This window comes from Liquorilactobacillus hordei DSM 19519, assembly GCF_019443985.1.
In the GTDB taxonomy this organism is placed as follows: Bacteria; Bacillota; Bacilli; order Lactobacillales; family Lactobacillaceae; genus Liquorilactobacillus; species Liquorilactobacillus hordei.
This window is the reverse complement of the sequence record NZ_CP049303.1, coordinates 1,049,799-1,070,669: the sequence shown is the minus strand read 5'-3', so window position 1 is coordinate 1,070,669 and position 20,871 is coordinate 1,049,799. Positions and strand designations below refer to the sequence as shown.

At 37.0% G+C, this 20,871-nt stretch carries 21 protein-coding genes; all 21 read right to left on the bottom strand.

All coding sequences use genetic code 11. The features are described 5' to 3' along the window. Window positions 1–80: 80 nt before the first annotated feature. The 21 genes from zwf to mutS all read right to left on the bottom strand — a co-directional run bounded on the left by zwf (window position 81) and on the right by mutS (window position 20,871). A complete protein-coding gene (gene zwf / locus G6O70_RS06350) occupies window positions 81–1,556 on the bottom strand; it encodes a glucose-6-phosphate dehydrogenase (RefSeq protein ID WP_162255352.1) in 1,476 nt (491 codons plus the stop codon). Between the two features lie 81 nt (window positions 1,557–1,637). After that, complete coding sequence (gene fabI, locus G6O70_RS06345) at window positions 1,638–2,396, bottom strand: enoyl-ACP reductase FabI (protein ID WP_083481875.1); 759 nt, start codon at window positions 2,394–2,396, stop codon at window positions 1,638–1,640. A gap of 21 nt (window positions 2,397–2,417) precedes the next feature. Next, window positions 2,418–3,206, bottom strand: coding sequence for an acetyl-CoA carboxylase carboxyltransferase subunit alpha (accA, locus tag G6O70_RS06340; RefSeq protein WP_057868922.1), 789 nt, complete (start codon window positions 3,204–3,206; stop codon window positions 2,418–2,420). Then, on the bottom strand, window positions 3,199–4,056 hold the full coding sequence (gene accD, locus G6O70_RS06335; RefSeq protein ID WP_057868921.1) for an acetyl-CoA carboxylase, carboxyltransferase subunit beta: 858 nt from the start codon (window positions 4,054–4,056) through the stop codon (window positions 3,199–3,201). Before accD ends, accA begins: the two co-directional genes overlap by 8 nt. Before the next feature lie 3 nt (window positions 4,057–4,059). Continuing rightward, entirely contained in the window at window positions 4,060–5,424 is a 1,365-nt protein-coding gene (accC, locus tag G6O70_RS06330; protein ID WP_057868920.1) for an acetyl-CoA carboxylase biotin carboxylase subunit, read from the bottom strand. 14 nt (window positions 5,425–5,438) lie between these two features. Continuing rightward, window positions 5,439–5,864, bottom strand: a complete 426-nt coding sequence (gene fabZ, locus G6O70_RS06325; protein WP_057868919.1) for a 3-hydroxyacyl-ACP dehydratase FabZ — start codon at window positions 5,862–5,864, stop codon at window positions 5,439–5,441. 2 nt (window positions 5,865–5,866) lie between these two features. Continuing rightward, window positions 5,867–6,328: an acetyl-CoA carboxylase biotin carboxyl carrier protein gene (accB, locus tag G6O70_RS06320; RefSeq protein ID WP_057868918.1), complete on the bottom strand. Its 462-nt coding sequence runs from the start codon at window positions 6,326–6,328 to the stop codon at window positions 5,867–5,869. Window positions 6,329–6,330: 2 nt separating this feature from the next. Then, the gene (gene fabF / locus G6O70_RS06315) at window positions 6,331–7,566 is read right to left on the bottom strand and encodes a beta-ketoacyl-ACP synthase II (protein WP_057868917.1); all 1,236 of its coding nucleotides are present in this window, start codon (window positions 7,564–7,566) and stop codon (window positions 6,331–6,333) included. A gap of 11 nt (window positions 7,567–7,577) precedes the next feature. Then, complete coding sequence (gene fabG / locus G6O70_RS06310) at window positions 7,578–8,309, bottom strand: 3-oxoacyl-[acyl-carrier-protein] reductase (RefSeq protein ID WP_057868916.1); 732 nt, start codon at window positions 8,307–8,309, stop codon at window positions 7,578–7,580. Between the two features lie 12 nt (window positions 8,310–8,321). Then, window positions 8,322–9,263: an ACP S-malonyltransferase gene (locus G6O70_RS06305; protein ID WP_057868915.1), complete on the bottom strand. Its 942-nt coding sequence runs from the start codon at window positions 9,261–9,263 to the stop codon at window positions 8,322–8,324. A gap of 15 nt (window positions 9,264–9,278) precedes the next feature. Further along, on the bottom strand, window positions 9,279–9,521 hold the full coding sequence (locus tag G6O70_RS06300; protein WP_057868914.1) for an acyl carrier protein: 243 nt from the start codon (window positions 9,519–9,521) through the stop codon (window positions 9,279–9,281). A 27-nt stretch (window positions 9,522–9,548) separates the two neighbouring features. Next, a complete protein-coding gene (locus G6O70_RS06295; RefSeq protein WP_057868913.1) occupies window positions 9,549–10,523 on the bottom strand; it encodes a beta-ketoacyl-ACP synthase III in 975 nt (324 codons plus the stop codon). A 21-nt stretch (window positions 10,524–10,544) separates the two neighbouring features. Further along, entirely contained in the window at window positions 10,545–10,985 is a 441-nt protein-coding gene (locus tag G6O70_RS06290) for a MarR family winged helix-turn-helix transcriptional regulator (RefSeq protein ID WP_057868912.1), read from the bottom strand. 76 nt (window positions 10,986–11,061) lie between these two features. Beyond that, window positions 11,062–11,508, bottom strand: coding sequence for a 3-hydroxyacyl-ACP dehydratase FabZ (fabZ, locus tag G6O70_RS06285; protein WP_003688293.1), 447 nt, complete (start codon window positions 11,506–11,508; stop codon window positions 11,062–11,064). A gap of 426 nt (window positions 11,509–11,934) precedes the next feature. Then, window positions 11,935–12,297 carry a preprotein translocase subunit YajC gene (gene yajC / locus G6O70_RS06280; RefSeq protein WP_057868911.1) on the bottom strand — a complete coding sequence of 121 codons (363 nt, stop codon included), beginning with the start codon at window positions 12,295–12,297 and terminating at the stop codon, window positions 11,935–11,937. A gap of 81 nt (window positions 12,298–12,378) precedes the next feature. Continuing rightward, window positions 12,379–13,524, bottom strand: a complete 1,146-nt coding sequence (gene tgt, locus G6O70_RS06275; protein ID WP_057868910.1) for a tRNA guanosine(34) transglycosylase Tgt — start codon at window positions 13,522–13,524, stop codon at window positions 12,379–12,381. A gap of 25 nt (window positions 13,525–13,549) precedes the next feature. Continuing rightward, entirely contained in the window at window positions 13,550–14,593 is a 1,044-nt protein-coding gene (gene queA, locus G6O70_RS06270) for a tRNA preQ1(34) S-adenosylmethionine ribosyltransferase-isomerase QueA (RefSeq protein WP_057868960.1), read from the bottom strand. A gap of 14 nt (window positions 14,594–14,607) precedes the next feature. Next, window positions 14,608–15,621: a Holliday junction branch migration DNA helicase RuvB gene (ruvB, locus tag G6O70_RS06265; protein ID WP_057868909.1), complete on the bottom strand. Its 1,014-nt coding sequence runs from the start codon at window positions 15,619–15,621 to the stop codon at window positions 14,608–14,610. Between the two features lie 25 nt (window positions 15,622–15,646). Continuing rightward, complete coding sequence (gene ruvA / locus G6O70_RS06260; protein ID WP_057868908.1) at window positions 15,647–16,252, bottom strand: Holliday junction branch migration protein RuvA; 606 nt, start codon at window positions 16,250–16,252, stop codon at window positions 15,647–15,649. A gap of 14 nt (window positions 16,253–16,266) precedes the next feature. Beyond that, entirely contained in the window at window positions 16,267–18,219 is a 1,953-nt protein-coding gene (gene mutL, locus G6O70_RS06255; protein WP_057868907.1) for a DNA mismatch repair endonuclease MutL, read from the bottom strand. Window positions 18,220–18,246: 27 nt separating this feature from the next. Next, window positions 18,247–20,871 (bottom strand): DNA mismatch repair protein MutS, encoded by a 2,625-nt coding sequence (gene mutS / locus G6O70_RS06250; protein WP_057868906.1) that lies wholly within the window; start codon window positions 20,869–20,871, stop codon window positions 18,247–18,249.

Sequence of the window (20,871 nt, the reverse complement as noted above, 5' to 3'; positions counted from 1 at the left end):
CTCATAGCAAATTACTCGCTATGTTCGCAATTTCGAATTAAGACTCAAATTTTCCAACTTATGGCACACTACTCAGTTATTTATTCACCGGTGAATACCCAGTGGTTTCCATCGTGTTTCAATAAATCTTCTGATTCTTTTGGCCCCATTGAGCCACATTTGTACTCAGACAAATCTCCATTACCTGCATCCCAAGCTTCACGAATAGAATCAACAAACTTCCAAGCATAAGCTACTTCTTCCCAGTGGGCAAAATTAGTTGCATCTCCAAGTAATGCATCCAACAATAGTTTTTCATATGCTTCTGGCACAACTTCATTTTCATTATTAAGCTGTAGGTCCATTCGACTAGGTTTCAAATCGAAGCCTTGACCAATTTTCTTTATATTAGTCTGCAAATAGACCTGACCCTCAGGTTCAACGTTGATTGTCAAAATATTGCGACCAAGCTTTTTAGAGTCAAAAAAACTAGTTTCCATTTCTTTGAACGAAATATCTATTCTAGTCGTTTTTTGAGTAAGACGCTTACCAGTTCTGATGTAAATCGGAACACCTGAAAAATTCTCATTGTTGACAAAAAGCTTGCCTGCAACAAATGTTTCTGTGGTTGAATCATCTGCAATTTCATTTTCTTGTAGATATCCTACTTGTCCATCATTGCCAATATATTGTGCTCTAACAAAATTTTCAGCTACCTTTGCAGGAGAATACTTTTTCAGTGACTTAAGCGCATATATCTTCTCACGTCGAATATCAGACTCCGAATAAGAAGCAGGCATATTCATTGTAAGCAAGGAAACGATTTGAAGAATATGATTCTGCACCATATCTCTTAATGCTCCTGCCGTCTCATAATACCCTGCACGTTCCTCGACACCTAATGCTTCACTTAAAGTAATTTGGATATTATCTATATAGCGATTATTCCATACAGCTCTGAATAAATTATTGCTAAAGCGCAGTGCCATTATGTTCTGAATCATTTCTTTGCCTAGATAATGATCAATCCTAAAAAAAGCTTCTTCTGGGAAGTATTTACTAATTGAATCATTCAGTTCTTTTGCGGATTCAAAATCACGTCCGAATGGTTTTTCAACTATTACTCGATTATATCCCTCATCTGTCACAATATTCTGTGACTTTAAGTGCTGTGCAATTGTTCCAAAGAAACGCGGAGACATAGCCAGATAAAATAGACGGTTACCATTAATTTGATACTTTAAGTCCAATTTTTCTGCCAATTCGCGTAGAGTTACATAATGCTCTGTATCATTAACATTGTGTGATTGATAATAGAAATGTCTTACAAATTCATCAATTTGTTTTTGCGATTCATCATTACTTGCAATTGATGTCCTTACAACTTCTTGTAAATGTTCATCAGTCCATGGCCGCCTAGCAGTGCCAATTACTGCAAAATTATCTTGTAAAATTCCTTTTTTGTACAATTGAAAAAGTGAAGGATAAAGCTTACGTTTGGCAAGATCACCTGTTCCACCAAAAATAACAAAGAGCGCTTTTTGTTCAATTTCCATAATAGCTAGCACCGCTTTCATCTATACTTGTTGCATCCTGTTAATAGTGTACTTGCAATTTTTTGATAAAACAAGTGTTCAGCAACTTTTTAGATTAGCAAATTAAATAAGATGTACTCCCTTATCGACGTAAATCACATCTCCAACTACACCTGTTGAAAGATCACTGACCAAGAATGCTGCAGTTCCACCAACTTCACTAGTAGTTACGGACTTACCATCGACAGTTCTTTCTTCAGAAATGCGTAACAAATCACCATGGTCCTTCACTCCGGTAACTGCAAGTGTCTTAATTGCCCCTGCTGAGATTGCATTGACACGAACGCCATACTTACCCATATCACGTGCAAGGTAACGTACACTAGCTTCAAGTGCTGCCTTGGCAACTCCCATCACATTATAGTTAGGAATAGCACGTTCTGAACCAAAGTACGTTAAAGTAACAATACTTGCTGGGTTATTAAGAATTTCAATTCCATATTTTGCTACAGCAATTAATGAAAATGCAGAGATATCTTGGGCTAATGCATATCCTTCACGACTAGAATTCATGATATCGCCAGCAAGTTCATCCTTATTTGCATATGCAATTGCATGGACAATTCCATCAATCTTACCAAATTTTTCTTTGATTATCTCAAAAGCATTTTTGATACTGTCATCGCTTGAAACATCACATTCAACTAAACGTTCTTCATCTGAAATAAGTCGTAATAAGCTCTTTTTGAGTCGTGCATTCTGATATGTAAATATCAGTTCTGCACCATTATCAAGCATTGCTTGGGCACAACCCCATGCAATACTGCGCTTATTTGCAACCCCCATTATTAATATCTTTTTACCACTAAGTAACTTTTCCAATTTTATACCTCCACTTACCATCTAAAACTTTCTAAATCTCTCATATCTTCTCACAAGTAATTCATCTGGGGACAATTTCACTAATTCTTTCATTTCTTGCTCAATTGTTTTTTTAATAGCTCGGCATACTCTTTTATGAGAATGTGACTCTGGAATAATACCTTCAATAATCTTCTGTGCAAGCAGCTTTTCAGGAGTAAGTTGCATCACTTCTGCAGCTTCATCAGCACGTTTGCTATCCTTCCACAAAATTGCAGCAAATCCTTCAGGAGATAATACTGAATACATACTGTTTTCGACCATCCAGACTGAATCTCCACAAGCTAATGCGAGAGCTCCACCACTACCACCTTCACCATAAATTACTGAAATAATTGGTACTTTTACATCACTAATTTCTAGTAAGTTGCGAGCAAGTGCTTCTCCTTGACCATTTTCTTCAGCCGATTTTCCTGGATAAGCACCTGCCGTATTTACAAAAATAAAAACTGGTCGTCCAAATTTTTCGGCTTGTTTTATTAGCCGTAATGATTTTCGATAACCAGAAGGTTGGGGACACCCAAAATGAGTTAGCATCCGTTCTTGTGCACTTTCACCTTTATTAGTTCCAATTACAGTTACAGGTTTTCCAGACAGTGTTGCGATGCCACCAACAATCGCAGCATCATCACCTGAAAGTCGGTCACCATGCAACTCAAAAAAATTATCAAAAATACCATTGATTAAATCATAAGCTGACATTTTCTCTTGATTACGTGCACCAGCAACTATTTGTGCAGCAGTCTTTTTTCTATCTAGGATATTAACCATTAGTCAATCCCCCTTCAATGTGAGAACTTATTAGCCACTCTAACTTTTGCTTTAAGTCTTTCCGTTGGACAATTCCGTCGATGAATCCATGTTCCAACACTGTCTCAGCATCTTGCAGATTATTTGGAACTTTTTGATGAATGGTCTGCTCAATTACTCTTTTTCCGGCAAAGCCGATTAGAGCTCTTGGTTCAGACAAAATAATATCGCCTTGCATCGCAAAGCTGGCTGTTACACCACCAGTTGTTGGATCAGTCAGCACCGTAATATAAAGCAATCCTTCGTTAGAGTGACGCTTTATGGCGGCTGAAATTTTTGCCATTTGCATCAACGAAAGAATTCCTTCTTGCATTCTTGCACCGCCAGAAGCAGTAAACAAGACAACAGGTAATCTTTTTTTCAATGCATATTCAAACAAATGGGTAATTTTCTCTCCAGTAACTGTTCCCATAGATCCCATTATAAAGTTCGGATCCATTATTCCTAAAGCAAATTCCGTAGCATTAATTTTTGCAGTTCCTGTCAGAATAGAATCGTTTAATCCGGTATCCTTACGGCCCTTTTCTAGCTTCTTGTCATAACCAGGAAAATTCAACGGATCAGTAGTTCGCATTTCCGCATCGATTTCTGCAAAATCGTCGGCTAACCAAGAAATTCTCTCTCTTGCTGTAATTCTAAAACCATATTCACAATTTGGACATACTTGAAATACTCCAAGATCCTTATGGTATAAAGATTGATGACACTTAGGACAAGCTATCCACAATCCAGAAGGAACACGTTCACCAGCTTTTTTATCAGCTTTAATATGCTGCTGACCAAGTGTCTTTAATTCATTGAACAGTTGCATACTCTACTTGTCTCCCTTCCATACCTTCATAAATTCTTTTTCCAAATATTCCGTTGTAAATTTATTTTGCACAAAGTTTTTATCTGATAAAACTGCTAAATGAAACTGCTGATTTGTCTTGATCCCATCAAGAACCAATTCATTTAATAGACGCTTCATCTTGGCAATTGCTTCACTTCGATCTTTTCCATGTGCAACGACTTTGGCAATCATTGAATCGTAAAAAGGTGAAATCATTGCACCTGCATAAAGTGCAGAATCAATTCTCATCCCAAGATTCCCAACTGGAATATAAAGATATGAAACTTTACCAACTGAAGGTGCAAAGCCATTTGCAGGATCTTCTGCATTAATTCGGCATTCAATCGCATGACCGAGACAATTAATATCGCTTTGTTCAAACGGTAATTCTTCACCTGCTGCGACCTGTAACTGAACCTTAACTAAATCAATTCCAGTTACCATTTCTGTCACAGTATGTTCAACTTGAATACGTGTATTCATCTCCATGAAATAGAAATTATGTTCCTCATCCATTAAATATTCCAAAGTACCCGTATTGATATAGCCAATTGCATTGGCTGCTTTAATTGAAATTTCTCCCAAGAATTCTCTTTGTTTTGCAGAAACTAAATCGCATGGGCTCTCCTCGATCATCTTTTGCTTATTTCTTTGCAATGAACAATCTCTTTCTGGAAAGAATACCGCATTGCCTTGTTGATCACGGAAGATTTGAACCTCAATGTGTTTTACATTTTCCATGATCTTCTCTAAGTACATTCGATTATCACCAAATGAACCCAGTGCTTCTTGTTGAGCTTCAACAAAAGCTTTGCCAAGATCGTCAGGGGTTGCAACACGCCTAATTCCCTTGCCACCACCACCTGCTGCTGCTTTCAACATCACGGGATATCCAACTTTTAAAGCAACCTTTTGAGCTTCTTCTACATCAGATATAAAACCTTCGCTACCTGGAATGACTGGGACTCCGCTCAATCGCATTTGTTCACGTGCATTTGCTTTATTTCCCATTAAATCAATTGTCTCTGATTTTGGTCCAATAAATACTATTCCACATGCTTCACACATTTCAACAAATCGACTATTTTCTGACAAGAAACCAAAGCCTGGATGAATCGCCTCGGCTCCAGTTCCCACAGCAGCACTCAAAATGTTTTTCATATTCAAATATGAATTCTGAGCTTTTGCAGTTCCAACACAAACTGCTTCATCTGCTAATTGGACATGCAAACTTTCACGATCAACATCCGAATAAATTGCAACAGACTTTATTCCCATTTCCTTCAATGAACGGATTATTCGCACCGCTATTTCGCCACGATTAGCAACCAAGACTTTTTTAAACATCAAATCACCCTACCTTAACCAATCATAAAAGTCAGTTCAGCTGAGCAGACTTTTTGACCGTCAACTGTCGCCAATGCTTTCCCAAGACCAACATTATTTCGGATTTTATCTAGCTTAACTTCAAGAATCATTGTATCGCCAGGACGAACTACCTTCCTGAACTTAGCATTTTTGATTCCTCCAAAATAAGCTGTCTTACCCTTAAATTCAGGTAAAGATAACAACGCTACTGCACCAGTTTGTGCAAGTGCCTCGACAATCAAGACACCTGGCATAACTGGATTACCAGGAAAGTGGCCATTGAAGACCTCTTCGTGTGCTGTAACATTGCGTCGTGCTATTGCAGATTCTCCTGGAACCAATTCATCGACACGATCAATTAAAAGCATTGGATAACGATGCGGAATAATTTTTTGAATCTCAGTAACATCTAATACCATCTTTAATTCTCCTCAATTCTAAAAAGTGGTTGCCCAAACTCAACGAGTTCTTCATTTTTAACAAGAACTTCCTTAACAACTCCAGTGACATCGCTTTTGATTTCCGTCATCATTTTCATTGCTTCGATGACACAAACAACGTCACCTTTTTTAACCGCCGAGCCGACCTTTACAAATGTCGGTTTTGAAGGTTCTGGCTGTAAATAAACACTCCCAACCATTGGCGCATCAATTGTCAACCCCGGAGTTGGAACTGTTTGATTTTGAGATGTTTGTGTGGAGTCTTGCTCTGCTTTTTTAGATTCTCGCTGAGGTTTTACATTCGGTTGCAACTGTTGAACCATCTTTGTAGATAATTCATTTTTGCTTAATTTCAGTTTTAAACCTTCTGTTTCAATCTCAAGTTCACGCATTGGTGAATCATTAAAATCAGATATTAATTTTTGTATTTCAATAAAGTCCAAACTTATTCACTCCATTTTCTAAATGCCAAAACAGCGTTGTGACCACCAAAACCTAGTGAATTACTAATTGCGTATTCAAGTTCTGGCGCCTCTTGTTGATTTTCAGTAACTACATTAACATGGCATTCGGGATCTTGTGTCTTCAACCCAACGTTAACTGGTAGTTTACCTTTTTCAAGTGCTGCCAAGGTTATGACTGCTTCAAGTGCACCTGCAGCCCCTAATAAATGGCCTGTCATACTTTTAGTACTACTTACTTTAACTTTGCTATCCTCACCAAAAACACGATTGATTGCAACAGATTCTCCCACATCATTTGCATGTGTGGCAGTTCCATGAGCGTTAATATAACCAACAGCTTCAGGTGTCACACCTGCTTCAGTAATTGCTTGTTGCATTGCCCTAGCTGCACCCTCACCTGTTGGATCAGGAGAAGTCATATGGAAAGCATCACATGTGCTGCCGTAACCAACAATCTCACCGTAAATTTTAGCTCCACGCTTTTGTGCATGTTCTAAACTTTCTAAGACCAAAGTAGCTGCACCTTCACCCATTACAAAGCCTGAGCGATCAACATCAAAAGGTATCGAAGCACGTGTTGGATCAGTTTCTTTTGACAAGGCTGTTAAGGCAGCAAAACCAGCAATTCCAATCTCATTAACTGAAGCTTCTGATCCACCTGCTAACATTACTTGTGCACGGCCTTCACGAATTTGGCGGAAAGCTTCACCAATTGCGTTTGTTCCTGAAGAACAAGCTGTTACAACCGCTGTACAGATATTCTTAGCCTTAAAACGCAATGCAATATTACCTGCAGCCATATTAACAATTGAAGTCGGAACAAAAAGTGGTGAAACTCTTTGTGGCCCTTTTTCATTCATTTTAGTTACCTGTTCTTGAATAGTAGTCAATCCACCTATACCAGAACCATAGATAACACCCATGTCAAATGAATCAGTATTCGTTTCATCAATTCCAGCCTGCTCAACAGCAGCAATTGCACTATCAACAGCATACTGAGAAAATAAATCCATTCTTTTGGCCGGCTTTTTCCCAACTCTCAATGTAGGATCAAAATCCTTGACTTCAGCAGCAATTGTTATTCCCGTCTCTGATGCATCAAACTTTGTAATTTTACCAAAACCAATCTTACCGGAAAAAATGTTTGCAACAAATGTTTCAACATCATTTCCAACAGGTGTTACTGCACCCATTCCTGTGATTACAACTCTACTCATCAAACAACCTCCTAAATAGTCATTCCACCGTCAACTGTAATTACTTGACCAGTTACGTAGTCGTTTTGTGCAAGAAAAACTGCTGTCTGTGCAATTTCTTGCGTTTCCCCAAAGCGTCCCAATGGAATTTCTGTTAAAACCTGATCTTTCACTTTCTGATCTAAAACATTCGTCATATCACTCATAATCATCCCAGGAGCAATTGCATTACACCTAATATGTCTGAGCGCCCCTTCACGGGCAAGTGTCTTCGTTAAGCCAATGATAGCTGCCTTACTGGCCGCATAGTTAGCCTGGCCTATATTACCATGAAGGCCAACTACACTAGCCATATTGATAATTACGCCACTACGTTTCCGCAACATTTTCTTGAAAAGCGGTTGTGTTAAGTTGAAGGTTCCCATCAAATTCGTTTCAATAACACTGCGGAAATCTTCTTGCTTCATGCCAATCAATAACTTATCATTTGTAATTCCCGCGTTATTAATTAAGACATCCAACTGTTCATTTTCTTGAAAAATTTCTTCTTGCATTCGTTTAACATCTTCTAGTTTTGAAACATCACCCAAAACTATCTGGTATTCACTACCTAGACTCTTTATCTCAGAAAGCAGTTCTTCTGGAATAGCTTTTCTTGCGTTCAAAATAACTTTGCTACCTTCTTTAGCAAAAGCTAATGCAGTAGCTGCTCCAATTCCGCGAGAGCTTCCAGTGATAAACACTGTTTTTCCTTTTAAATTCATCTTATTAACCTCTTAATCATCATGGTTTGCTGTAACAAATTTAGTATAAGTTGTAATATTTTCTATATTAAAATTATTAATTTGCCTATCAATTTGCTTGGTGAATTTACATAATGTTTTACCAGGCCCAAGCTCTACCACAGTGTCAATTTCATCTGTTGTAATCATCTCTTGCAAACATTCGCCAAAATGAGTAGGTAAGATAACTTGTTGTGCAAGTATTTGCTTAATAGTATCTTTTGAAAACAGCTTACCCGTGGTATTACTATATACTGGAACCGTTAATTTATGAATTGTGACATCTGCTAAGCGTCTTTCCATTTGAAAGCTTGTCTTTTGAAAAAGCGGGGTATGAAACGCCCCGCTAACATTCAATGGAATGACCTTTTTTATATTTTGTTCTCTAAATAAATCAAGTGCACGATTTACTGCTTTCTTATGTCCACCAATCACAACTTGACTTGGTGAATTATAATTGGCAAAAGTAACAACTTCATCATTGGTACTTGCTTGTTCACAGATTTCAGCGATAACATCATGTTCTGTCTTCATAACTGCAAGCATTGCACCCTCTGTCTCATCGGCATCTGCTTGCATGTATGCTGCACGATCTTTCAAAACATTAAAACCATCTGCAACATCAAAAGCACCAGATGCAATCAAAGCGGAGTATTCTCCAAGGCTCAATCCAAGCATCCCGCGAACATCTAAATCAGGCAAGTCTCTGCGCAACATCTGATATATCCCAAGACTCATTGCTACAATCGCAGGTTGAACAAACTTGGTCTGAGAAAGTTGTCCATCCTGATTTTTAAAAACAGTAGGTAAATCAATTCCGATACTTGAACTTACTTCATCAATCAATGAACGAAAAAGTTCATCTTCTTGATAAAAGTCTAATCCCATCTCAGAATACTGTGCTCCTTGACCACTAAATAAAAAGCCAATTCTCATAATCGAATCTCCAAACTATTTTGCGGCAACTTCTTTTTTTACATAATCAACAACATCTTTGATTGTTTTAACATTCTCATCAGCTTCAAGCTTAATATCTAATTCATCTTCAAGTTCATTCATGATTTCAAAAACATCTAAACTATCTGCTTCAAGATCTTCCTTAATATCTGCATCCATTTTTACATCTGCTGCGTCTACATCCAATTGTTCAACTACGATACCTTGTACTTTTTCAAAAATTTCTTGTTCTGTCATTTTATAACACTCCTATTTTCTATTTATTTAATATTTTATAATTTGTGTACCAACTGTCAAACCTCCACCAAATCCGCTTAATGCAATAATCTGGCCTCGTTTAACTTTACCATTTTTTACTAATTCATCCAGCAGCAACGGTACGCTTGCAGCTGAGGTATTTCCATATTCAGCAATATTCATTGGAAACTTTTCAATCGGTTGTTGCAACTTCTTAGAAATCTGAGTAACTATTCGTGAATTAGCTTGATGCATGACAAACCAATCGATTTGGTCAAGAGTTATTCCTGCCTTTGCAGCAGCATTTTGAATTGATTGTGGTACTTTATGCGTTGCAAATGTATAGACATCCCTGCCAGACATTGAGAAGGCCGAAATTTCGTGTTTTCCCATTCGAGGGAATTCTTCAATCGCATCCGTTTTCCCAGCTTCCAACTTATCACCTAGTTCACCATAAGTTTTTAAATCCTTCGCTAGTATCCCAGAATCGCTCTCTGCTTTTTCAAGCAATACTCCTGCTGCTGCATCTCCAAATAAAACAGCACTAGTTCGATCCGACCAGTTAATTACCTTTGAGAGTACTTCTCCGCCGATCAACATTACTCTTTTAATATCATCTTGCAATAAGAAGCCCTCAGCAACTGCAAGTCCGTACACAAATCCTGAACATGCTGCACTGACATCAAAGGCAACTGCATTAACAGCCTTAATCTTTCCTTGAACCAATGCAGCCGTTGCTGGCGTGTAGCTGTCAGGCGACATAGTTGCAATAATAATCAAATCAATTGATTCAGGGCTCCAAGAACTTTCATCCAGAAGCTTTAACGCTACTTTACTGCAAAGTTCCGCGGTATTTTCATTAAGGCTAATATGTCTTTGCCGGATGCCTGTCCGACTACTAATCCACTCATCAGACGTATCCATTATCTTGCCTAAGTCATCATTTGTAACCACTTTTGGCGGAACATAACTAGCAATTTCATTAATTCTTAATTTTTCCAACGTAATACTTACTCCTTAACTCTATGAATGCTCCCGCAAAAAGCTTTCCAGATTTCGTAGAGCTTTTTCAATTGTTTTGATTTCATCGGGTTCAACATCTTTCAAAAAACTATCGACCATCATTCGGTGAAAGGCATCATGCGCGCGATACATTAGGCGTCCTCTTTTAGTTAAACCCAAACGAATCACTCTTCTATCGTTATTGCTACGAATTCTTTTGACATAATCTTTTCTTTCCAACCTATCAATGGTAGATGTTAACGTTCCAGGCGTTAAATGTAGTTCCTTTGCAACTTGAGACGCAGTTTTTTGGTCATACATTGTAATCGCGCTTATTGCATGCATATCCTTGATTGTTAAGTCCTTAAAACGACTTTGCCGCAACTCATTTTCTTCAATCCACAATATATCTCCGTATATCCTAACTAGGGAATCATTGATTGTTTTCACTTGCTTTTTCATTCATTATGCTTCCATTCCTTTGTATATTTCATACTTTGATTATCAAAGTAAATGAGTAAAAAAACAACCCTTTTGCTTATATTTTCTCATTTCTCTCAGCTACAACAAACATCAACTCTGCAACACAAGCATTCTCTCCATTAACAACTGCCTTTGTTTCCACAATTCCCATATTTTCTTTTTTCTTCGTCAAGGTAATGTGTAATTTTAAAACATCACCTGGTCTAACAACTCGACGAAACTTGGCCTTATGAATTGCTCCCAGATATGCTGTTTTTCCGAAAAACTCTGGTGATTTCAAAATTAAAATTGATGCTGCTTGCGCTAAAGTTTCAATAATCAATACTCCAGGCATAACTGGATTCCCTGGGAAATGCCCACGAAAGAAAGATTCATTGATTGTAACATTTTTTGTTGCTACAATACTTTCACCTGCAACCAGTTCATCAACATAATCAATATAGATTATCGGAAAACGATTAGGTATCAAATCCATTATTTCTTGTGTATCCATGAATGCCACATCCGTCACCTCACTAAAAATAATATTTCGAACATCAAACTATTCGATGATTGAATAATATTACAATCGCCAAAAATTGTCAAACAGTCACTTTTTCACACAAAATGTATATTTATTTTCATTAAATATATAAGCTCAAATAGCAAGATCGACATAGAATTATTTTTTTATTATTTCATGTGATCTTCAACTTCAAGGCAATTATCTTGAATATCAAATTAATTTTTATCTTATAATACCATAACTTTTAAAATAGAAGAAAACAAGTTTTTTTTACTATTCATCGTATTTCTAAACAATTTGGACAAATTCTAATCTAAAATTAATAATTAAAAATAGACTTTATCCTATTCCTATACTGACATACAAAAAAGATACTACCACAAAATCATCACTTTGTAGTAGCATCCCTATTTCTCCAAATTATTACTTTATATCTTCCTCAGATTTATCATCTGTCTTTTCTATTATCTTTGAATCCTCAACAACTGCTGATTTGGTAGGTGTCTTCTCTGGAGCACTTGCTGCGGGAACAACTCGACCAATTGCTGAGCGGTCAAATGTTAGAAAGATTCCATCACAATCAAGCGTTACCGTTTGGTCAGCATCATTAATGCTATCAACAACACCATGTAAACGACCAATGGTAATAACTTGATCACCCTTTTTTAACTGATTCATCATTTCTTTACGTTTTTGTTGTTGCTTTTTTTGTGGACGAATCATCATGAAGTACATCAGACCCATAACGGCAACAAACATTATAATAGTTGAAACTGAACTATTCATTTTATATTCACTCCTATTAACATTTACTAAGTTTAACTTTAGCAAAGATTCATGTTAGTTACTAGCGTTTTGCAAAAAAAATTAAAAATTACGTGCATTTTCTTCATTAAAACCATATTCTTCAAAAAACGCTTCTTTGAACTCCAACAAATTATCATCCATAATCGCTTGTCGAACATTCTTCATTAAATTCAATAAGAAATAAAGATTATGATAACTTGCTAAACGTAAGCCAAAAATTTCATCTGCTTTTATCAAATGACGAATGTAAGCTCTCGTAAAGTTGCGACAGGTATAACAATCACAATTCTCATCAAGTGGCCTAAAGTCACGAGCATAGGCAGCATTTTTCACCACCAAGCGGCCATGGGACGTCATACATGTCCCATTGCGTGCAATTCTTGTCGGTAGGACGCAATCAAACATATCAACTCCACGGATCACTCCATCAATCAGTGCATCTGCAGAGCCTACCCCCATTAAATATCGTGGCTTATTTTCTGGGAGAAGTGGTGTTGTAAAATCTAAAACATGATTCATTTCCGCCTTACTTTCACCAACAGAAAGCCCACCAATGGAATAACCTGGAAAATCAAGTGAGACCAACTGTCTCGCACTTAATTCACGCAAATCTTTATGTCCTCCACCTTGAACAATCCCAAATAAGCCTTGACGATTGGGATGTAAATGTGCATTTAATCCGCGTTCAGCCCAACGACTTGTACGTTCAACCGACTTTTTAATATAATCATAACTCTCAAAAAAAGGCGGACATTCGTCAAAGCTCATCATGATATCTGAACCAAGTGCATTTTGAATATGAATTGCCTTTTCTGGAGATAAAAAGAGTTTTTCACCACTTAAATGGCTCCTAAAATGAACTCCTTCTTCAGTAATATCACGCATCTTAGCAAGTGAAAATACTTGGAATCCACCCGAATCCGTCAAGATTCCTTTCTTCCAATTCATGAATTGATGCAAACCACCAGCTTCTTCTACAAGATCCTCTCCAGGTCTCAACCAAAGATGATACGTATTAGAAAGAATTATATTGGCTCCCATTTCATCAAGTTCTTCAGGTGCTAAAGATTTAACAGATGCTTGCGTTCCGACAGGCATGAACATCGGTGTAGGGAAAGTTCCATGGGGCGTTATAATTTCTCCTAAACGTGCCCCAGTATGCTTTTCTTTTTTTATTAAACGATACTTTATCGCCGGTTCAGTCATTTAAATTCTCCATTTCTAAAAACAATTATTTAATAAACATTGCGTCCCCAAAGCTAAAGAAACGGTACTTCTCGTCAACTGCATGTTTATATGCATTCAAGATATTTTCACGTCCCGTAAACGCAGAAACAAGCATCACAAGCGTCGATTTTGGTAAATGAAAGTTTGTGATAAATGCTTGTACAACTTTCCATTCATAGCCTGGTTTAATAAAAATATCTGTCCAACCGCTATCAGGTTTAATTTCACCGTCAAACTTAGACCCAATTGTTTCAAGAGTTCTAATAGAAGTAGTTCCTGTCGCAACAATTTTACCGCCATTTTTTCGAACATCATTCAATACTTTTGCAGCTTCTTCATTCAAACGATAGAATTCACTATGCATTTTATGATCTTCAATATTATCAACACTAACAGGTCTAAAAGTTCCTAAGCCAACATGGAGGGTCAAATAAACAAGATGAACACCTTTGTCTTCAATCTTTTGCAACAATTCTTTTGTGAAATGTAACCCTGCAGTTGGAGCCGCTGCTGATCCAATTTCTTTTGAATAAACAGTTTGATACATTTCAGGATCATCTAACTTTTCCTTAATATAAGGAGGTAATGGCATTTCACCTAACTTATCTAGAATTTCCATAAAAATACCATCATACTCAAAACGAATCATGCGTCCACCATGCTCTAATTCTTCTGTTACCACAGCACTAAGCTGTCCATCACCAAAATTAATTCTAGTACCGACTTTTGCTCTTTTGGCAGGTTTCACTAATGTCTCCCAATTGTCCCCTTCTGTATTATTAAGTAAAAGGACTTCCAAATGTCCATCTGTATCTAGTTTTGTGCCATAAATACGTGCAGGCATAACTCGTGAATCATTCATTACAAGCGCATCACCAGGATTTAATTGGTCAATCACGTTGTAGAAAACATCATCCCGGTATTCACCTGACTTACTATCCAAAATCAACATTCTAGAATGATCACGTTCCTTCAATGGAGTTTGTGCAATCAATTCTTGTGGTAAATCATAATCAAAATCTTCTGTTGTTAGATGTTTCTCTGACAAAATAGCCACCCTTTTCAATAATTATTTTTTCCTATTGCTATTCCAAGATGCTCATATGCTGCTGTTGTCGCAACTCGTCCTCTTGGAGTTCTCTTAATAAAACCAATTTGAAGAAGATAGGGCTCGACCATATCAATAATCGTCTCAACGTCTTCACCAATATTTGCAGCAATTGTATTTACACCTACTGGACCACCACCATAAAAAGTAATCATCATTTTCAACATCTTACGATCTGTAGCATCCAGTCCCTTATCATCTACACGCAGCAAATCTAACGAAGAATTAACAATCTCTGCTTCGATTACTTTTTTTTGGGCCACTTGTGCAAAGTCCCTAACGCGCTTTAATAAGCGATTAGCAATTCGTGGTGTCCCGCGCGAGCGTAATGCAATCTTCTTTGCTCCTTCAGGAGTAATTCTTGAATCAAATATCCCTGCTGAACGTATTATAATTTGAGCTAGTTCCGTTTCGGAATAATAATTCATATGTGCAATTATTCCAAAACGATCTCTTAAAGGTGCTGAAAGCAACCCTGCACGCGTTGTTGCTCCAATTAATGTAAAAGGAGGCAATGTAAAATGAACTGGATGTGCAGTTGGCCCTTGTCCAATTACAATATCAACAAAGTAATCTTCCATCGCTGAGTACAAAACCTCTTCAACTACTTTGGGCAAACGATGGATTTCATCAATAAATAGCACATCCCCTGCCTCAAGTTCATTCAAAAGTGCAACTAAGTCACCTGGACGCTCAATTGCTGGCCCACTTGTTGTCTTTATTTGGACTTGCATCTCATTTGCTATCACCATCGCAAGCGTGGTTTTACCAAGGCCTGGAGGACCATATAAGAGAACATGATCAAGTGCTTCTTCCCTAGTTTTGGCTGCTTCAATATATACTGCTAATTCATTTTTTAAATCTTGTTGCCCGATATATTGTGCAAAGAATCGTGGTCGCAAGGACAATTCATTTTCATCATCTTCGATTTGTGAATCACCTGAAACAACGCGATCTTTATCAACCATTAAAAGGCCTCCTTTTTCCTGTTAATTAATTATGCATCAACAATTTAAGCGCTGCCCGCAAATAATCATCAGTTGAATCAGCATTCAGCTGCTTTAATTGTTTCGTTATCTTCTTAGTTTCCGTTTTAGTATACCCTAAAGCATCTAAGGCTGCGAGTGCCTCTACTAGGTTACTATTAGTGGCATCCTCTTTAAATTCCAAACTCTGTTGTCCTATAAAGTCACTCTGTTCATCTAAGTCCTCGAGTTTTCCCTTTAAATCCAAGATGATTTGCTGTGCTGTTTTTTTACCTACCCCTGGGAACTTAGTCAAGTAAGTGATGTTTTCACCATTAATTGCTTCTACTAGCCCTAAATGATTATCATTCGCCAAAATAGCTAAAGCACTTTTAGGTCCAATTCCGGAAACATTTAATAACTTTAAAAAAAGATTCTTCTCAGCAAGATTCCAAAATCCATATAATGTAATTGCATTTTCACGCACCGCTTGATATATATATACCTTCTTTTTGGAGTCAGCATGGTACCTGAATGGATTTGCAACATAAACTTGGTAACCAATGCCCTGAATTTCAACAACAATGTAATATGGCGTAACGCTTGTAACTAACCCATCAAAATATTCGTACATGATTTATTCCTTCCTTAATCCAGCGAACGCTGACTCTGATGTGAATCTTGAATCCGCTTAAACATATGTTCCATATCCGCATTGCTGAAATGTACCAAAACTGGTCGGCCATGAGGGCAATTAAATGGGTTTTCACATTTTTTTAATTCTTCTAACAACGCTTTTGCCTGCAAGTCATCCAAATGATGATTTGCTTTTATTGATCTTTTACAACTCATCATAATTGCTGTTTTTTCACGATAAGTTGCAATATCAATCTTACCGTCTTTTAGGATATAATCAATTAATTCGCGTAAAATTGATTCCTCTTGGCCCGCTTTAAACCAAGTGGGATGCTGATGAACAATATAACTATTTTTACCAAATTCTTCAAGCTCAATTCCAACCGCAGCGAGCTTATCGAGATTTTGATTTATCAACAAAATATCACTAGTAGAATAATCTAATACAATCGGTACCAACAAGCTTTGCTGACTAGTCCCAACCTCACCAATTTTTTTGCGATAAAATTCATACTTACAACGTTCCTGTGCCGCATGCTGATCAACAATATATAAACCATCATCGCTCTGTGCAAAAAGGTATGTCCCATGCATTTGACCAATATAAACTAAATCTGGAAATCTTTTGCTTGGCCTTTCTTTTAGTATCTCGGTTTTTCCTATCGAAGTTTCATTATCGTCTTTTTTTGCATTAACTTCAATACCATACTTTTTATCCCATGCACCTAAATTAGTTGTTAAATCCTTTCTCTTTTGAACTACAAAAACCTCAGGACTAACTTCTTTGTATGCTTCCTTTTTTTCTCGTACTTGATCATTTACTGTTTCTGTAGCATTATCATTTTTAGATAAATTTAAGTAATTATCATTTTTGGTTTGGTAAAGCCTAGATGATTCGTTCAAATCGATTTCTAATTGTTTTAAATCAACTGTTGATTTTTCTTTTTTCTCAAGATTTTTCAATGCATTAGGGATTAGATTTTCTGGCGCAATCCTTTGAGCAATGCTTTTTTTTATCAATTTTCCAAGCTGTTCTTCCTTACTGATTCTAACTTCTTGTTTTGTAGGATGAACATTCACATCAATTAGAAGCGGATCCAGCGAAATTGCAAGAACCGCAAATGGATACCTTCCAACCATCAACTTAGATCCATACCCTTTAATAATCGCATTTGTCAATTGGTAGTTTTTTATATATCTACCATTAATCAAAATACTAATATAATTTTTTGATGCTCTTGTTAATTCAGGCAAAGACACAAATCCACTAATCTTAAAGTCAAGATCTTCATTCGAAAAAGCCAGCATTTTTCTGGCATTATTAACTCCGTAGATCGCACTAATTGTCTGTTGTAAGTTTCCATTACCAGCAGTTTGTAACAAGTTCTTGCCATTACTTGAAAATGAAAAAGCTATGTCTGTGTTGCTTAATGCCAACCGATTCATGATATCGCTAATTGCAGCTAGCTCAGTTTGAATGCTCTTAAGATATTTTAGTCTAACAGGTGTATTAAAAAACAGCTCAGCTACTGTGATGGTTGTTCCTTGTGACCGTGATGTCATTTTTTTTTCAAGAATTTTTCCACCTTTAATCTTAATGGCAGTTCCAGCAGTATTCATAGCAGACGTCTCTAGTTCGACTTCCGATACTGATGCAATACTTGGAAGGGCCTCACCTCTAAAACCAAGTGTCTTTATTTTAAATAGATCCTTTTTTGTCAAAATTTTACTAGTTGAATGTCTTTTGAAAGCAAGTTCGACATCACTGCTATCAATGCCTTCTCCGTTATCAATGACCTGAATCTTAGCTAATCCGCCTTCTTCAACCAAAACATCGATTTGCGAACTATTGGCATCAATCGCATTCTCAACTAACTCCTTGACAACAGATGCAGGGCGCTCAAGCACTTCACCAGCTGCAATTTGATCCGCCAAAATATCTGTTAATTCATGGATTTTTCCCAAGAAAATCACCTCTTTTTGCCAGTCTTATTACTTTTTCAATTCTTTTTGCCACTCATATAATTTGTTAAGAGCCTCAAGTGGTGTTAAAGACATTAAATCCGCTTCTTTAATTTTAGACATCACTTTTTCTTTTTTACTTGAGTTTTTCTTCTCAGGAGGGCCGAATAAGGATAATTGTTCTTCTTCGATTAATTCAGAATCATGTTGCACTTTTTCTGCATATTCCGGTTGTTTGTCATTTTTTTTAGGTACTGTCTTAGAAAGATCTTTAGTATCGCTTTCCAACGTGGAAAGAATCTCGGTTGCACGTTCCAATAAATCTGTCGGCATTCCTGCTAATTTTGCCACATGTACTCCATAAGACTTATCTGCTGCACCCGCCTGCATTTTATGCAAAAATATCAAATCACCATTTTTTTCAACTGCACCAACGTGTATATTTTCTAACTCAGATAAAGTTTCCGATAAACCTGTGAGTTCATGATAATGCGTGGAAAAGAGTGTCTTAGCATGAACGTGATCGTGCACATATTCAATAATCGCTTGTGCCAGCGCCATTCCATCATATGTTGCAGTTCCTCTACCAATTTCATCAAACAAAATAAGTGAGTTTTTTGTAGCATGTGCCAGTGCCTGATTGGCTTCTTTCATCTCTACCATAAATGTAGATTGGCCCGCTATCAAGTCATCAGCTGCACCAATCCTTGTAAAAATTTGATCAAAAATCGGCAGTTTTGCGGAACTAGCCGGTACAAAACAACCAATTTGAGCCATCACAACCGTTAAGGCAAGTTGTCTCATGTAAGTACTTTTACCAGACATATTTGGCCCAGTAATTAATAAAATGCTCAAGTTTCCAGGCATTACAACATCATTGGGTACATAACTTTGTTTACCCATAACTTCTTGCACAACTGGATGCCAACCATCTTTTACTTCAATATCATTTCCATTCTTTACCAATTTTGGCATAACAAAATGCTGACGTTCACTGACTACTGCAAATCCTTGCACTACATCTAAAGCTGCAATCGCCTTTGCAAGCCTTTGTAGTCGCTTAATTTGATCTTTAATCCGTTCACGAATATCCACAAACAAACGATACTCTAAGTCAGTAGCCTTACCTTGTGCACCAAGAATCAATTCTTCTTTTTCCTTCAATTCTGGTGTAATAAATCTTTCAGCATTTGTCAGCGTCTGTTTGCGTTGATACCGTTCCTCCGGTAACTTAGCTAAATTTGCTTTTGATACCTCAATAAAATATCCGAAAACCCTATTAAAACCTATTTTAAGTGTCGATATTCCAGTTTCGTCCCGTTCTCTTTTTTCCATTTGTGCCAGCCATTTTTTCCCATTCTTCATGGCATCCGTGTAGCTGTCAAGTTCAGCATTATATCCTTCTTTGATCAGACCTCCATCTGTAACTGACAAAGGCGGTTCATCAACTACCGCTTGTTCTATCAAGTCAACTACATCTTCAACTGGATCAAGTTCTTCAATAATTGAAGTTAAAGAATCGTCATTAATTGTTTCTAGGACATATTTAATCTTAGGAACTTGTTGCAAAGACTGTTTTAATTGAATCAAATCGCGCCCATTAACGCTTCCAAAAGCAACTCGGCCAGCAAGTCTTTCTAAATCATATACTTGCGTTAAATCTTCTTGCAATGCACTTCGCTCAAAGTAATGATCAAGCAACAGCTTAACCATATTATAGCGGTTTGTAATCTTATCTTTTTCTAATAAAGGCCGATCAATCCATTGTTTTAAAAGTCTTCCTCCCATTGCTGTTTTTGTTTCATCTAGTAACCACAGCAAGGTTCCTGCTTTTTTTCCTGTACGGCTATTTTCAAGAAGTTCCAAGTTTCTCTTTGAATAATGATCCATTTTAAGAAAATACCTTGGCTCATAATGAATAGCTCGTTGTAGGTGACCCAAACTACGTTTTTGAGTAGCACTTAAATAACTAATTAAGTGTCGGACTGTATCAACTTCCAATATATTCTTCAAATCTTGTATTGCATAATTCAATTCAGAATTTTCGGTAGTTTCAGTTTGTTTTGAAATCAATATCTTCAATGGTGCTAAATCTTCTAGTGTAGCTGTTGTTACAGTCTGATCCACAACCAATTCCTTTGTTTGTAAACTAATTAATTCATTTATTACTTGTTCAAGTGAATTCAAACTTGCAGATTTTAATTCTCCCGTGGATAAGTCAGTATACGCAAAACCATATGCTTTTCCCTGTTGATGAAGTGCAGTCAAATAATTGTTTTCTTTAGCCTCGTTTACAGAACTATCAATCGCTGTACCAGGTGTAATTAATTGAATTACTTCACGTTTCACCATTCCTTGTGCAAGTTTTGGATCTTCCATTTGCTCACAAATTGCAACCTTATAACCTTGTTCAATTAAAATATCAATATAGTTTTGTGCGGCATGATGGGGAACACCACACATTGGAATTTTGTCAGCAGCATTTTTATTTCGTGTTGTTAAGGTGAGTTCTAATAACTGTGATCCCTTAATCGCATCATCGTAAAACATTTCATAAAAATCACCCAAGCGATAAAACAAGAAAGCATCAGGATATTGCTCCTTAATCTTCAAATACTGTTCCATCATAGGGGTATTCTTTGTCTTTTGCGGCAT